Genomic DNA, 15,744 nt, shown 5'->3' with positions numbered 1-15,744 from the left:
GCGCGGGGGTGGATGTGGACAAGCCGGCCGAGATGTTCGACCGTGACCACGAGTGGTCGGCGCTGCGGCGGTTCATCACCGATGAGCAGCCCGGCGCGACACTCGGGGTGGTCTCCGGCCGGCGCCGCCAGGGCAAGACCTTTCTGCTGGACGCCGCCTGCCGTGCCGCCGGCGGCTTCTACTTCGCCGCGACCGAGGCGGCGAACGCCGAGTCCCTGCGCCGGTTGGGCGCCGCGCTCACCGCCCATGTCGGGCCCGCCGTTCCCTATCACTTCGCCGACTGGTCCGAGGCCCTGGACGCGCTGCTCGCCCTCGGCGCCGAACGGCCGACTCCCGTCGTCATCGACGAGTTCCCCTACCTCGCGCGGGCCAACCCGGAACTGCCGTCCCTTCTCCAGGAGGCGTTCCGGCCCATGCGGGACCAGCGGACCCGGTCACGCACCCGGTTGCTGCTGTGTGGTTCGGCCCTCTCCTTCATGGGCCGGTTGCTGTCCGGCAACGCCCCGCTGCGCGGGCGGGCGGGGCTGGAGATGCTGGTCCGCCCGCTGGACCACCGCCTGGCCGCCGAGTTCTGGGAGATCTCCGATCCCGCGCTGGCTCTGAAGGTCAACGCGGTCGTCGGCGGCACCCCCGCCTACCGTCGCGAGTTCGCGCGCGGTGACACGCCGTCGGGACCGGAGGACTTCGACGACTGGGTGATCCGCACCGTGCTCAACCCCGAGACGCCTCTCTTCCGGGAGGCCCGCTACCTCCTCGCCGAGGAGCCCGACCTGCGCGACAGCGCCCTGTACCTGTCCGTCCTCGCGGCGGTCGCCGACGGCAACGCGACGCGCGGGGGAGTGGCCGGCTACCTGGAGCGCAGGGCGACGGACATCGCGCATCCGATCAACGTGCTGGAGGACGCCGGCCTGCTGCACCGCGACGCGGACGCCTTCCGGGACAACCGCGCCACCTACCGCATCTCCGAGCCGTTGATCCGCTTCTACCACGCCATCATGCGCCCGGTCTGGGACCAGCTGGAGCGGCCCGGCAGCGCCGGGCGGGTCTGGCAGGCCAGCCGCCGCCGCTTCGTCAGCAACGTCCTCGGCCCCCACTTCGAGCAGATCTGCCGCGACTGGGCGCTGCACCACGCCGATCCCGACCTCTTCGGCGGCCTGCCCGCCCGCGTCGGCCACGGGGTGGTCCACGACCCGAAGACCAGGACGGGTCACGAGGTCGACGTGGCCGTGATCGGCATCGCCGACGGCGGCAAGCCGCCGCTCCTGGCCATCGGCGAAGCCAAATGGAACGACACGATGGGAGCCGCTCACATCGAACGGCTCCGGCACATCCATGACCTGATCACGCGGACGGGCCGCTACGACACCACAGGAACCCGTCTGCTCTGTTTCAGCGGCACCGGGTTCAACGACAAGGCGCGTGCCGCCACGGCCGCGTCCCCCGACGTCCACCTCGTCGACCTGCCCACGCTGTACGGCCGGAGCTGACCCGGGCTCGGTCCGGCGTGACCGGGTCTGGGCGCGCCCACCGCGAGTCCCTACGCCGGTAGGGTCCCCTGGGCAGGACGCCGGTGAGAGGAAGCGTGAGCGTGGTGGAGCGGGCCGACGGGGCGGGGCTGCACGAGGTGGGGCCGGGGATCTTCGCCTGGGTGCAACCGGACGGCACCTGGTGGCTGAACAACGCCGGAGCCGTGGCAGACGACGACGGCGTGCTGATCGTCGACACCTGCGCGACCGAGGCGCGCACCCGGCGGTTTCTCGGCGCGGTCGCCGAGGCGACCGGCGACGTGCCGATCCGGATGGCGGTGAACACCCACCAGCACGGGGACCACTGCTACGGCAACAGCCTGCTCCCGGACGACACGGTCGTCTTCGGGCACTCGGCGATGAGAGAGGCGTTGCTGGCCGATCCGATCATCGACGGGTGCCCGCCGGTGTGGACGCCGGTGCCCGACTGGGGACACGTGACGCGCCGCCCGCCGTCGGTGGTGTTCACCTCCGAGCTGACCGTCCATCTCGGGGCGCGCCGCGTCGAGTTGCGGCACCCCGGCCACGCCGCGCACACCTCCGGGGACGTGGCGGCGTGGCTTCCCGGCGAACGGGTGCTGTTCGCCGGGGACCTGCTGTTCAACGGGCTCACGCCGCTGGTGCTGATGGGATCACTCGCCTGGTGCCCAATCTGCACCGTGCCTACGCCGAGGCCGAAGGCGGCGAGGTGGATCTCCTCGCCGCCATGACCTGGCACGGCGGGCCGCTGCCCACGTCAGTCTGACGCGGGCGTCACGACCAGCCCTGCAGGCCGGCTCCGTAGGGGTAGAGGGGGTTGCCGTAGGTGGTGGGGACGGTCTGGCCCGCGTCGATGCGGGCCCGGATGTCCGACCGCTGGGCGGCGGTCGCGCCCAGGTCGTAGGGGAGGTTCCAGTCCTCGACGGCGTCGGCGAGCACGTCGCCGCCGCCCGGCTTGAGGATCTGGTCGAGGCCGCGTGGGAGCTGCCACGGCAGGCGTCCGCGCGGCGTGTAGTCGCCGAACAGGAGGCTCGCCGTGGCCGGGCCGACCTCCTCACCGCCCCGGTACGTCACCACGACGGCGTCGGCCAGGCCGTTCCACTCGCTGATGACGATGGGCCGGGGGAGGGTCAGCACGACGACCACCGGAACGCCCTGGTTCTTGAAGTTCTGGATGACGGCGAGCTGGTCGGCGGGCAACTGGGGTTGCTCCTTCACCCAGGCGGTGGCGTGCGTGTAGGTCGGCTCGCCGACCGCCACGATCGCGAGCTTGGGCGAAGGCCCGGTGTCCTGGTAGACGTTGACGCCCGCGGTGGCCGCCCGCGCCTTGACCGCGTCCAGCAACGTCTGCGAGCCGTACTCCTGGTGGAAGAAGCTCGTCCAGATGCAGCAGGCCGATCCGTCGGTGGCCCGCGGACCGGCGACCACGACGTTGTCGCCGGCCTTGAGCTTCACCGGCAGCACGCCGTTGTTCTTGAGCAGCGTGATGGACTCCCGGGCGGCCTGGTTGGCGAGCGCGACGTACGACGGCTGGTGGAAGCGGTAGGGACCGTTCACCGGGTCGCCGTACGGGTGCTCGAACACACCGAGCGTGAACTTCAGGCGCAGGATCCGGGTCACCGCGTCGTTGATCCGCGCGATCGGGACACCTGCGAGGAAGGTCGCCATCGTGAACCCGGTGGCTCCGGGGTCGGCCCCGCCCATCACGTCGGAGCCGGCGTTCGCGGCCTTGACCCAGACCGAGGACGGCAGCCAGTCGGTGGTGATGAGGCCGGTGTAGCCGAGGTTGCCCCGCAGGTAGTCGAGGATCGGCTTGCTGTCGCCCGCGCCCGAGCCGCCCGGGTCGAGGTAGGAGCTCCCGGCGTAGCCCGGCATGATGTTGACCGCGCCGGCCTCCATCGCGGCCCTGAACGGGATCATGTGGTACTTGATCGTCACCGCGTCGTAGGTGATCCCGGCCTCGCCGCCCGCGCCCTCGCCCGGCCAGTGCTTGACGGTCGCCAGCACGGACGCGGGGTTGAGCTCGGGGCCGCCCTGGAGCCCGGCCACCAGCGCGCGGACCTGGGCGGCCGCGACGTCGGCGTTCTCGCCGTTGCCCTCCTGGATGCGGGGGTAGAGGACCTTGGTGCCGACCTCGGCGAGCGGGCCGAGCACGCCACGCGCCCCGACCTCCAGCTCCTCGCGGCGCTGCGTGTCGCCGAGCTTGTAGTCGAGCGCGTAGTCCTTGCCCGCCGCGAGCGCGCTCTGCAGCGGGTAGGTGGTCTGGTATCCGGCGATGGTGTCGCCCGCAGAGACGGGCGGGATGCCGAGCCGGGTTCCGGACGCGCCCAGCAGGACGGCGTGCAGGTCGTTCGGCAACGCCGGGCCGAAGTGCCAGCCCGAGAGCGGGTAGGTCTGGGCGTTGTAGAACATCTGGTACGCCTTCTCCTCGGGGGTCATCCTGCCGAGAAGGTCGTTGACTCGGGTTTCGACGGGCAGCCGCCAGTTCTCGTACGGCTCGATCGTGCCGTTCTTGTCGAGGTCGCGGGCGCCGTTGACGATCGGGACGCCGTCGGCGACCTGCTCGATGTCGGGCAGGTAGAGGCTGAACGTGCGGATGTTCGACGTCGTCCTCGCGCCCGACCCGCTCACCGCGACGACGTACCACCTGTACGTCCACCGGTCGGGGATGTCCCAGGTGGGCGTGTAGCTCGTGCCGGTCGGCTCGGCGACCTTGGTGTAGAGGTCGATCAGGTTGCCCGAGGCGGTGAAGTCGTAGTCGGTGCGGCTGACGTTCAGCCAGACCTCGTAGCGCACCGCGCCGGAGACGGCCGCCCAGGAGAACGCGGGCCGCCGGGTGTCGGTGATCATGACCTTGTCGGCGGGGGCGGACAGCGCGAACTGGCCGGTGGTCGCCGGGGCCTTGGTGGGCGGGGACAGCAGGGGAGCGGTCGTGGCCGCCGTGTCCACGGTGCCGAAGACCTGGAACTCCCACAGCGAGTATCCGTAGCCTGTCGCCCGGGCTGTGCCGACGAAGCGGACGTAGCGGCCGTCGCCGGTGACGTTCAGGTTCTCGACGCCGCCCCTGCCGCTGGTCGTGGTGTGGATCGGCGTCCACGACGTGCCGTTGGCGGACACCTCGATCCGGTAACCCGTGGCGTACGCCGACTCCCAGTTGAGCGTGACACCGGTGACGTGCCCGGCGCCGCCGAGGTCGACCCGCAGCCACTGGTCGTCGGAGTACTGGCTCGACCAGCGGGTCGTCGTCCGCCCGTCGAGCGCCGCCGCCGGAGCGTTGCCGCCCTCCCAGGACGAGGCCGTCACCTGCTTGTACGCCGAGATCGGCGTCCCGCTCGGCGGCGGGTCGGTGGTGCCGCCGCCGCTGGCGTGGACGGCGAACTCCCACAGGGAGTAGCCGTAGCCGGTGGCGCGGGCGGTGCCGTAGAGGCGGACGTAGCGGCCCGAGCCGGTGACGTCGAGGGTCTGCGTGCCGCCGGTGCCGGTGGTCGTGCCGTAGACGTCGGTCCAGGTGGTGGCGTTGTCGGACACCTGGACCTTGAAGGAGGTGGCGTAGGCCGCCTCCCACGTCAGGACGACCTTGCAGATCGTCCTGGCCGAGCCGAGGTCCACCTGGAGCCACTGCGGGTCGGCGGCGGCGCTGGACCAGCGGGTGCCGGGGTCGCCGTCCACGGCCGCGGACGCGGGCGTCCCGGCGTTCTCGGTGGACGAAGCGGTCGCGGGCCGGTTCAGCGCGCTGTCGGGGCCGGTGCAGCCCGAGGACGTGCCGGTGGTGCCGTAGACCTGGAACTCCCACAGCGAGTAGCCGTAGCCGGTGGCGCGGGCGGTGCCGTAGATCCGGACGTACCGGCCGGAGCCGGTCACGATGAGGTTCTGTACGCCGCCGGCGCCGGTGGTCGTGGAGTAGACGTCGGTCCAGGTGGCGGCGTCGGCCGACACCTGGATCTTGAACGAGGTGGCGTAGGCGGCCTCCCAGTTGAGGGTGACCTGGCTCAGCGTCGCCGTTGTGCCGAGGTCCACCTGGAGCCACTGCGGGTCGCCGAACGCGCTGGACCACCGGGTGCCGGTGTCGCCGTCCACCGCCGCTGAGGCGGGAGTGCCGGCGTTCTCCGTGGACGAGGCCGTCGCGGTCCTGCCCTGCGACAGCAGGACGGGCGCGGCGTGGGCGGGCCCGGCGACGACGCTCGCGAGCAGCGCCAGCGCCACCGCCAGGACGAGAGCGAGCCCGCGCCGGAGCGAAATGGTGTGCTTCATGGCGTCTCCTGCCCGCGCTACCAGCCGACCGCGACCAGCAGCCACTGCGGGTCGCCGTGCGAGATGAACGAGGATCGGCCCGCGTAGTCGTCGTAGGGGAAGCCGTAGGCGAGCTTGCCGATGGCGTGGTCGTGCCAGAACTTCGCGTAGTAGTTCGCCGGGGCGGCCTTGTAGTAGTTCGTCGCGTCCGACTGCTGGGCGTCGGACAGCCCGGCGACGTGCCGGTTCAGCGCCGCGCACATCTTCGGAGCCTCGGCGAGCGGTCCGGCGCACCCGGTGACCTGCGAGGTCGTCGCCGTCACGCCCTGCTGGGCGGCATAGCCGGTGAAGTAGTTCGCGTACGCCCCGCCGGGCTGGAAGACCGACGCGCTGCCCGGGGCCGGGATGCGGTACGGCGCCTGCACCTGGGCCAGTTGCTTGAACTCGGCGGGCACCTCGTCGATGAACCGCTGGAAGGTCGCCGCGCGGGACTCGGCGAAGGTGGCGTAGTCCTCGCCGACCGCCACGTCGTAGCCGTCGCGGGCGTGCAGGCGCATCGCGAGCTTCAGGCCGAACGCGTCCACCCGGGTGGTGTTGCCGTTGAACACCGACGGCCCGACGGTGAACTCGATGAAGTCGTAGTACTGGCTGTTGGGGGAGCCGAGGTAGAAGTACATCCGGCCCGCCGTGTTGGCCGGCATGTCGAAGTAGGGCTGCTCGGCGATGGAGTGGACCTGGCCGTTGTAGCTCCAGTAGACCTGCGAGTCGGGGTACTGGCCGTTGGTCCGGTTGAGAATCTTGACCATGACGACGTTCCTGGCCGCCGGGATGTTCGCGGTGTCGCCCCAGAAGGCGTCGGGCGGCGGTGTCGTCGGGTCGGTCGAGCCGCCCGTGGTGTTCACGGTGAAGCTCCACAGGGAGTAGCCGTACGCGGTGGCGCGGGCGGTGCCGTACACGCGGACGTAGCGGCCCGAGCCGGTGACGTCGAGGGTCTGCGTGCCGCCGGTGCCGGTGGTCGTGCTGTAGACGTCGGTCCAGGTGGTGGCGTTGTCGGACACCTGGATCCTGAAGGCCGTGGCGTAGGCCGCCTCCCACGTCAGGACGACCTTGCAGATCGTCTTGACGGAGCCGAGGTCCACCTGGAGCCACTGCGGGTCGCCGAACGCGCTGGACCACCGGGTGCCGGTGTTCCCGTCGACGGCGGCCGACGCGGGGGTGGACGCGTTCTCGGTGGACGAGGCGGTCGCGGGCCTGCCCTGGGCCGCGTCGGCCGTGCCGCACCCGCTGCTCGACGTGGTGCCGTAGACCTGGAACTCCCACAGGGAGTAGCCGTACGCGGTGGCGCGGGCGGTGCCGTAGAGGCGGACGTACCGCCCCGAGCCGGTCACGGTGAGGGTCTGCGTGCCGCCCGTACCGCTCGTGGTGGAGTAGACGTCGGTCCAGGCCGAACCGTCGGCCGACACCTGGATTTTGAACGACCTGGCGTAGGCGGCCTCCCAGTTCAGGGTGACCTGGCTCAGCGTCGCGGTGGTCCCGAGGTCCACCTGGAGCCACTGCGGGTCGCCGAACGCGCTGGACCACCGGGTGCCGGTGTTCCCGTCGACGGCGGCCGACGCCGGTGTGCCGGTGTTCTCGGTGGACGAGGCCGTCGCGGCCTTGCCCTGCGACAGCAAGACGGGCGCGGCATGCGCCGGCCCGGACCCGGCCGTCGCCGCGACGACGCAGGCCACGACCAGGACCAGCGCGCTGAGCACGGCCGTCAGAGCGCGGCGCGTCGGATGGATCGTCGAACGCTTTCGCATGATGGCGATCTCTCCTTCGGGGGGTGAACGGGGAGAGCCCTGACCAGAGAATGATCGCCTTCGAAACTTACGTCAATACTTGAATTTAGTATACGATGGAATGATCTTGACTCCCGCGGAAAGCAGCGGGTAAACCACCGGGTCGTACGAGGCCGGGGCCGGCCGGCTGGTCGGCCGGCCGGCCCCGGGTTGTGCTCAGCGGCAGCCGGCCGCGGTGTAGGCCGCGTCGTAGGACGTGGCGACCTGCTTGCCGCCGATCGTCGCGGTGCCCTTGACGGTTACCGTGCCGGCGTCGATCTGGGCGGCCCGGGTGTTGAAGGACTGGTAGGCCTGCTTGCCCGGGGCCACGTCGGCCACGGTCTTGGAACCGTACGGCGTGGTCAGCTCCACGGTCGCCGGCACATCACCGTTGTTGACGGCCGTGACCGCCAGGTACGCCGAGGTGCCGATGCAGCGCGGCGCGGCCGTCACGGTCAGCTCGACCTTCGGAGAGCCGTCCTTGCCGCGGACGAGGGTGAAGTCGTCCACGTCGAAGTCGGCCCCGGTGAACACCAGGTAGAGCTTCACGCTCCCGGAGGGCACGTTCGTGAGCTCCGTGGAGACGTCCGCGTACGATTCCCAGCCACCGGTGTTCGGCACGGTGACGCTGCCGAGCACCGGGCCGGTCGGAGAGCCGGTCCGGATCTCGAAGCCGCCGCTCGGGGTGGGCGAGGCCACCCGGGCGGTGAACCGGGTGACGCCGGTGAGGTCCACGCCGTCGTACGCCGCCCAGTCGCCGGGGTTGACGTACCCGAGCACGGTGCCGCCGTGCGCGGGGGCGTGGGGGTAGGTGTCGACGCCGTTCGCCTCGGTCCAGCTCTCGGCCTGGACGGTGACGTCGCCCTCCGCCGGGTCGAGCTCCTTGACGCGGATGTTCCGGAACGCCACCTCGTCGCCGTCGCCGTGGTTCTGGATGCCCACGTAGCCCTGCTGGAGGGACCGCTTCGGGTCGGTGTTGACGAAGTCGTTGATCTTCACGCCGTTGAGGAAGATCTGCAGACGCTCGCCCTCCACCCGGAGCTCGTAGGTGTTCCACTGCCCCGGCGGGTTGAGCGCGGCGTCACGGGCCTTGAGGTCCGCCGACTGGAAGCCGTAGACCGACCCGGTCGTCTTCTCCGGGGCGTCCGTGGCGTCGATCTGGATCTCGTAGCCGTTGTCGACCGCCGACCACGGGTCGTCCGAGGCGGGGAAGCCGACGAAGACGCCCGCGTTGTCGTCGCCGCGCATCTTCCAGTCGAGCTTGAGCGAGTAGGAGTGGAACTCCTTCGCCTTGTACCAGAACAGCCCCAGGCCGCCGTGCGAGGTCAGGGTGCCGTCGGCGTTCGTGAATCCGCCGGGCCCGGCCTGCTGCCAGCCGGTGGTGTCGCCGTTGTAGAGCGTCGTGTAGCCGGTCTCGGGACGGCAGTCGGCCTTGAGGTCGCCCATGGCGTACCTGATGCCGCCGAGCAGGTGCTGCCGGAACTCCGGCTCGGAGAACGAGGACGCCGTGTGCCCGCCGCCCGTGTAGAACGACCGGCCGCCCTGATACTCCTTGCACCAGGCGATCGGGTGGTCCTCGCCCATCTTGCCGCCCGAGTAGGACTTCTCGTCCAGCGTCGCCAGCACGTGCGCGGTGCTGCGGGCGTTGGTCCGGTAGTCGTACCACTCGTCGGTGCGGGTCCACCGCGAGCCGAGGTGGGCGGTCGCCGGGTGGGCCCGGTCCTCCACCTTCACGGTCGCCTGCTGGACGGCGGGGTGCGAGGCGAACCACGCCCCGACCAGGCCGCCGTAGAACGGCCAGTCATACTCGGTGTCGGCCGCCGCGTGGATGCCCACGTAGCCGCCGCCCGCCTTGACGTACGACTCGAAGGCCGCCTGCTGGGCGTCGTTCAGCACGTCGCCCGTGGTGCTGAGGAACACCACGGCCTTGTACTTGGCCAGGTTCTGCGTCGTGAAGACGGCCGGGTCCTCGGTCGCGGTGACCTTGAAGCCCAGGTCCTTGATGGCCTGGATGCCGGCCGGGATCGAGTCGTGCCGGAAGCCGGCCGTACGCGAGAAGACCAGGACCTCGCCCTCGGCGCCGCCGCCCGTGGTCGTCGAGGTCGTCCACTTCTGCGCGTTGCCGCCATCACAGGTCTTGATGACCATCTGCCCGGTGGTCGAGCCGTCGAGGCACTTGCCGGACTGCGGGTTCTTGATCGTGCCGTCCGTCCCGATGGTCCAGACCTGCGCGCCGACATTGGCGACGCAGTCCCAGATCTGCACCCGCGTGCCGTCGGCGGTGCCGCCGTTGGACACGTCGAGGCACTTGCCGAGCGATCGGAGCGTGGAGCCGTCGACGCTCCAGACCTGGGCTCCGGTGCCGTTGCACTGGTAGAGCTGCACGTTGGTGCCGTTGGCCGGGTCGGCGTTCGCGACGTCGAGGCACAGGCCGCCGGCGTTGACGATCGGTCCCGGGCTTCCGCCCGCGGGCGGCTCGGCCGTCAGCGTGAAGTCGTCCACGTCGAACAGCGCGCCGTCGTTGCCCTTGAAGAGCAGGAAGAGCTCGGTCGTCCCCGCCGGGGCGTTCGACAGCGGCGCGGAGACGTCGGTGAACGTCTCCCAGCCTCCCGTGACGGGCACGCTCACCTTGCCCAGCAGGGTGCCGGTCGGCGATCCCGTGCGGACCTCGATGGTGCCGCCCTTCCCGCCGGACGAGACGCGGGCGGCGATTCCCTTGGCCTTGCTCAGCTCGTAGGGCTTGAAAGAGATCCAGTCGCCGTTGTTGACGTCGCCGACGGTCCTGCCGCCGTGCGCCTGCGACTTGCTGATCGGGTTGACGCCCGAGGAGGCCGCGTAGTGCTCGGCCTGGCGGTGCCGCGGCTGCAGGATGTGCTGGGTGTGGGTGGTCAGCCCGCCCTTGTCGGTGTACTCGGCGTCGAACACCGCGAAGATGTTCGCCGCGTCGTCGTGCTCGCCGTCGACCGGGATGGTCAGCTCGCCGGAGCAGCCGTTCTTCGAGCTGATCTGGTGGCCGTGGCTGTCGTGGCCCAGCACGTAGGTCATCTTGACCTTCGTGCAGTCGACGTCGCCGTCCTCAGGATCGGTGACCTTGATCGTGAAGGGGACCGAGTCGCCCCACTGGAACAGGCTGCCCGCCGTGGGCGTCTCGATGGTCACGGTCGGCGCGGTGTTGCCCGCCGTGACGACCACGCTGGCGCTGCCGCTGTTGCCCGCGGGGTCGCGCACCGTGAGCGTCGCGGTGTACGTGCCGTCCTTGTCGTACGTCTTGACCGGATTCGCCTCGGTGGAGGTGGTGCCGTCGCCGAAGTCCCAGGAGTACGTGAGCGTCGCGCCCTCGGGGTCGGCGGAGCCGGCCGAGGAGAACGTGACTGTGAGCGGCGTCCTGCCCGAGGTCTTGTCGGCCTTGGCCACCGCGATCGGGGAACGGTCACGGCCCTTGACGTACTCGAAGCGATACAACGCCGAGTTGGCGTCGCCGTTGAAGTAGCCGGTGCCGTAGTCGAGCACGTACAGCGCGCCGTCCGGGCCGAACGCCAGGTCCATCACCTGCGTGCCGGTCCACGGGAAGTCGGTGATGTCGCCGCGCGTCCCGTCGGCCTGCACGTCGATCGCCTTGATCCACCTGCGGCCGAACTCGCCGGCGAACAGGTGGCCGTCCAGGTCCTGCGGGAACTTGACCGCGGAGTTGAGCGCGGCGTCGTAGTGGTAGACCGGCCCGCCCATGGGGGACTCGGAGCCGCCGCCGAACTCGGGCGGGGAGCCGGCGTCGCCGCCGTACCTGATCCACGCGGGCTGGGCGGGCGGCAGTGTGCGCCGGCCGGTGTTGCGTGGAGAGGCGTTGACCGGGCCGCCGGCACAGTCGTACTTCGCCCCGGAGGGGCCGGAGGGGAAGGCGAACGCGTTGTAGGTCTCGACCGGCGTGTTGGTGCCCGTGCAGTAGGGCCAGCCGTAGTTGCCGGGACGGGTGACCCGGTTGAACTCGACCTGGCCGCCCGGCCCGCGGTTGGGGTCGGTGGTGCCGGCGTCGGGGCCGTAGTCGCCGACGTAGACGACGCCGGTGGCCTTGTCGACGCTCAGCCGGAACGGGTTGCGGAAGCCCATCGCGTAGATCTCGGGCCGGGTGTTCGGGGTGCCCGCGGGGAACAGGTTGCCCTCGGGGATGTCGTAGGTGCCGTCCGGCTTGACCTTGATGCGAAGGATCTTGCCGCGCAGGTCGTCGGTGTTGCCCGCGCTGCGCTGGGCGTCGTACGCCGGGTTGCGGTCGGGCCGCTCGTCGATCGGGGCGTAGCCCGACGAGTCGAAGGGGTTGCTGTCGTCGCCGGTCGACAGGTAGAGGTTGCCGGCGGCGTCGAAGTCCATGTCGCCGCCCACGTGGCAGCAGATGCCGCGGTCGGCCGGCACGTCGAGGATCTTGACCTCGCTGGCCTTGTCCAGCGTCCAGTCGGGCTTGACGGTGAACCTCGACAGCCGGTTCACGCCCTTCCAGGCCGAGAAGTCGGACGCGGCGGCCGGGGCGTCGCCGTCGGGGGTGTCGAGACGGGGAGCGTAGTAGAGGTAGATGAACCGGTTCGTCGCGAAGCCCGGGTCGGCGGCGACTCCCTGGAGCCCCTCCTCGTCGTGGGAGTAGACGTTCAGCGTGCCGACCACGGTGGTGTCGCCGCGGGCGTCGGTGCGCCGCAGCACGCCCTCGCGAGCGGTGTGCAGCACCGACAGGTCGGGCAGCACGGTCATCGTCATCGGCTCGCCCATCTCGGCGACGCCCCTGGCCATCTCCACGCGCTGGTAGTCGGCGGCGTCGACGGGCGCCGCCTGCGCGGCCGGGGCGAGCACGGTCAGGCCCGTGAAGGCCAGGAGTAGGGCGCAGGTCTGCGCGATCCGTTTTCTGGCGCGATCGGTCGGCCACCTGGGGGGCATGGCGGACCTCCCTTTCCCTTGGTGCGGTACGGGCCGGCTGCACGGTCGTGGGCACGCGTTCGCTTCACAAACCGGCCGCGTAGCGGTGATTCGCCCCGAAGGTAAGCCTCTTTTGGGGAATTGTGAAGATAGTTTTGGCGAAACTGCTGATCTTTCGTTATCTTGTGACGAAAGTTCGGTGGATGGTAGACAAGGTCATCACGACCGACCGGTAGCGTCCTGGGTAGATGCCGGGGCATGGTCTTCATGCCGTCGGGACGGGTCGAGCAGCCGGTGATGCACCACCGCTGGGCCGACATCACCTTCATCCACTGGCGGTATCCGCCCGAGGTCGTGCAGGGGTTCCTGCCGGACGGGCTCACCGTGGACACCTTCGAGGGGTCCGCGTACGTCGGGATCACGCCGTTCCTCATGCGGGACGTGCGGGTGCCCGGCCTGCCGCCGCTGCCGTGGCTGTCGCGGTTCCCCGAGACCAACGTGCGGACGTACGCGCGGGACGCGCGGGGGCGCGGCGGCCTGTGGTTCCTGTCGCTGGACGCCGGGAGGCTCCCCGCCGTGCTGGGCGCCCGGGCCGGTTACGGGCTGCCGTACTACTGGTCCCGCATGTCCGTGAGCGGCGCGGGGGCGCGGCGCGGCTACCGCTGCCGGCGCCTCTGGCCGGGTCACGCGGGCGTGCGGTGCGACGCGGACGTCGACCTCGGCGCGCCGGTGACGGAGGCCGGGCGGAGCGGGCTCGCCGACTTCCTGGTCGAGCGGTACCGGCTCTTCACGGTCGTCGCCGGACGTCTGGCCACCGCCGAGGTCGAGCACCCGCGCTGGCCCCTGCACCACGCCCGGACGGCCGGGCTGGAGCAGGGGCTGCTGCGGGCGGCCGGCCTGCCCGACCCGGGGCACGACCCGATCGTCCACGCGTCGCCCGGCGTGTCCGTACGGATCGGCATGTGGCGGCCCGTGCCGGCGGCCTGACCCGCGGGCGCCGTCAGCGGCGGAGCCGGTCGATCCGCTCCGCGACGAGGGACGCCATGACACGTTGTCCCTGCTGGTTGGGGTGCGCGGGCGCGACCCCGGCGGCCACGACGAGCGGTTCGACGAAACGCGCGTCGCCGGCGCACATGTCGTGCCCGATCGTCGGCGTGTAGGTGTCGACGTAGACCGCGCCGCCCCGCCGGGCCTGCTGCCGGAGCATCCCGTTGAGCCGTTTCACCGTGTCCCGCAGGTAGGGGAAGTCGCCCCTGGCGAACGGGACGACCGAGGGGCACGCGGCCCCGCTCTCGGGAAGCAGGGCGGGGTAGCCGACCAGCATGATCGTCGCCCGGGGGCTGCGCCGCCTGACGTCGGCCAGCATCGCGGTGATCCGGGGCGACAGGGCCCTGATGCGGCGGGCGAGTTCGTCGTGTCCGCTCTTCGCGTACTCCGCCCGGCACGGGCTGCCGGCGGGGTCGGACCGCGCGGCGGAGACACAGGTGCCGATGATGCCGGAGAAGCCGATGTCGTTGCCGCCGATGGTCACCGTGACCAGGGTCGTGTTCCTCGACAGGGCGCGTAACTGCGGAGCCTTGGCGCCGCCCTGCCGGTGCCACAGGTCGCGGGTGGTCGCGCCGCCGCAGGTGACGTCCCGGAAGGTGCGGGAGCCGTACGACCGGGCGAGCACCGACGGATAGTTGAGGCCGGAGCGCGCGCACTGCGGGTCCGTGGGGTCCGGCAGCCCCGCCCCGGACGCGTACGAGTCGCCGAGGGCGACGTAGCGCGTGGTGACGGCGGTGCCGGCCGTGGAAGCGGTGGAGGTGGCGGCGACGGTGGCGGTGGCGGGCAGGAGTGGGGAGACCGAGGCGGCGAGCAGCGCGGCCGTCGCCGCGGTACGCCGGACGGAGCGTGGGGTGATACCGAGGGCCACTGGGGAGCTCCATGGTCGGTTGCCGGTTGTGGGGTCGCTGTTGGACGCCCAGCTGGAGCCCCGGGTTCGCCTCGGCCGTCACCGCGACACCGCGCGCGGCCGGGCTGTGGTTCCGGCTGCGGTCAGGCGCGCGGCTCCTCGAACCGGTCGAGATAGGCGGTGTACCAGGCGCGTTCCTCCTCCAGCTGCGCGTGGCGGCCGGTGTAGACGTGGTCGAACAAGGCGTCCACCGGCGGATCCGGCATGGCGATGACGCCCTCGCGCAGTTCCATGGCGAGCCGGTCGCCCTCCTCGTCGACCTCCCGGAAGAACGCGTCGTCGGCCAGGCCCTCGCGCAGGAGGAACGCCCGCATCCGCGCGATCGGGTCCTTCTTCCGCCACTCCTCCACCTCCTCGGCCGGGCGGTACCGCCCCGGGTCGTCGGAGGTGGTGTGCGGGCCCATCCGGTAGGTGTGGGCCTCGATGAGGAACGGCCCGTCGCCCCGGCGTACGTGCTCCAGGGCGGCCCTCGTCACGGCGAGGCAGGCCAGCACGTCGTTGCCGTCCACGCGCACGCCGGGGAAGCCGTAGCCCTGCGCCCGGCGGTGGATCGGCGTCCGGCTCTGCCGGTCCACGGGGTGGGAGATGGCCCACTGGTTGTTCTGGCAGAAGAAGACGACCGGCGCGTCGTAGACGGCGGCGAAGTTGAACGCCTCGCTCACGTCCCCCTCGCTCGCGGCGCCGTCGCCGAAGTACGCCACGACGGCCGAGGAGTCGCCGTCCCTGCGCATCCCCATCGCGTAACCCACGGCGTGCAGGGTCTGCGCGCCGAGGACGATCGTGTAGAGGTGGAAGCCGGTGTGGCGGGGGTCCCAGCCGCCGTTCGTCGTGCCGCGCAGCATCCCCATGAGCGTGAGCGGAGGGATGTCCCGGCACCAGGCGACGCCGTGCTCCCGGTAGGAGGGGAACACGTGGTCGTCCGGCTCAAGCGCGCGGCCCGAGCCGATCTGCGCGGCCTCCTGCCCCAGGCAGGGGATCCACATGCCCAGCTCACCCAGGCGCTGGAGGGCGAAGGCCTCCCGGTCAAGCCGCCGTACCAGCGTCATGTCGCGGTACAGCCCTCGGTACTGGCTCTTCGACAGGTCCAGGTCGTACCCGGGGTGCACGACACGTTCGCCTTCCGGCGTGAGCAACTGGACCAGATCTTCGGCCTCGTCCTGGCGCCGCACGTCGTCTCCTCTCTGAGAACGGTGAAGAACGCGAAGGACAATCATCGCGGGTGCCGGGCCTCTCGGCTCACCCGACATGGCCGACGTCCGCTTTCCACCTATTGGCCCCCCTATTGACACCGGACGCGGGTGACCTCAGTGTGTTGCGCATAGCGCTAGGAGTTTCGGCT

7 protein-coding genes and 1 pseudogene are annotated in these 15,744 nt (G+C 71.1%); 3 read left to right on the top strand and 5 right to left on the bottom strand.

The features are described 5' to 3' along the window. Positions 1-8: 8 nt before the first annotated feature. Together HHX33_RS29600 and HHX33_RS29595 are read left to right on the top strand one after the other, a co-directional pair. Positions 9-1,487: an ATP-binding protein gene (locus tag HHX33_RS29600; protein WP_310741581.1), complete on the top strand. Its 1,479-nt coding sequence runs from the start codon at positions 9-11 to the stop codon at positions 1,485-1,487. A 95-nt stretch (positions 1,488-1,582) separates the two neighbouring features. Beyond that, positions 1,583-2,164, top strand: a pseudogene (locus tag HHX33_RS29595) (MBL fold metallo-hydrolase); the annotation flags it as partial. 115 nt (positions 2,165-2,279) lie between these two features. Here the strand turns inward: HHX33_RS29595 and HHX33_RS29590 are convergent. From HHX33_RS29590 to HHX33_RS37495, 3 genes are all read right to left on the bottom strand, one after another. Beyond that, a complete protein-coding gene (locus HHX33_RS29590) occupies positions 2,280-5,756 on the bottom strand; it encodes a discoidin domain-containing protein (RefSeq protein WP_182877469.1) in 3,477 nt (1,158 codons plus the stop codon). Between the two features lie 17 nt (positions 5,757-5,773). Then, positions 5,774-7,537, bottom strand: coding sequence for a discoidin domain-containing protein (locus HHX33_RS37500; RefSeq protein WP_182877468.1), 1,764 nt, complete (start codon positions 7,535-7,537; stop codon positions 5,774-5,776). A gap of 195 nt (positions 7,538-7,732) precedes the next feature. Continuing rightward, positions 7,733-12,472 carry a ThuA domain-containing protein gene (locus HHX33_RS37495; RefSeq protein WP_182877467.1) on the bottom strand — a complete coding sequence of 1,580 codons (4,740 nt, stop codon included), beginning with the start codon at positions 12,470-12,472 and terminating at the stop codon, positions 7,733-7,735. 237 nt (positions 12,473-12,709) lie between these two features. Here HHX33_RS37495 and HHX33_RS29575 point away from each other — a divergent pair, with 237 nt between their 5' ends. After that, complete coding sequence (locus tag HHX33_RS29575; protein WP_182877466.1) at positions 12,710-13,438, top strand: YqjF family protein; 729 nt, start codon at positions 12,710-12,712, stop codon at positions 13,436-13,438. A 13-nt stretch (positions 13,439-13,451) separates the two neighbouring features. On the opposite strand, the gene HHX33_RS29570 is transcribed toward HHX33_RS29575, so the two are convergent. Both HHX33_RS29570 and pdhA read right to left on the bottom strand, forming a co-directional pair. Continuing rightward, positions 13,452-14,366, bottom strand: coding sequence for an SGNH/GDSL hydrolase family protein (locus HHX33_RS29570; RefSeq protein ID WP_182877465.1), 915 nt, complete (start codon positions 14,364-14,366; stop codon positions 13,452-13,454). Between the two features lie 122 nt (positions 14,367-14,488). Then, on the bottom strand, positions 14,489-15,619 hold the full coding sequence (gene pdhA / locus HHX33_RS29565) for a pyruvate dehydrogenase (acetyl-transferring) E1 component subunit alpha (RefSeq protein WP_182877464.1): 1,131 nt from the start codon (positions 15,617-15,619) through the stop codon (positions 14,489-14,491). Between the last annotated feature and the right edge of the window lie 125 nt (positions 15,620-15,744).

Origin of the sequence: Microbispora sp. H10670 (assembly GCF_014161385.1) — a bacterium.
Taxonomy (GTDB): domain Bacteria; phylum Actinomycetota; class Actinomycetes; order Streptosporangiales; family Streptosporangiaceae; genus Microbispora; species Microbispora triticiradicis.
This window is presented reverse-complemented; position numbering and strand designations above follow the sequence as displayed.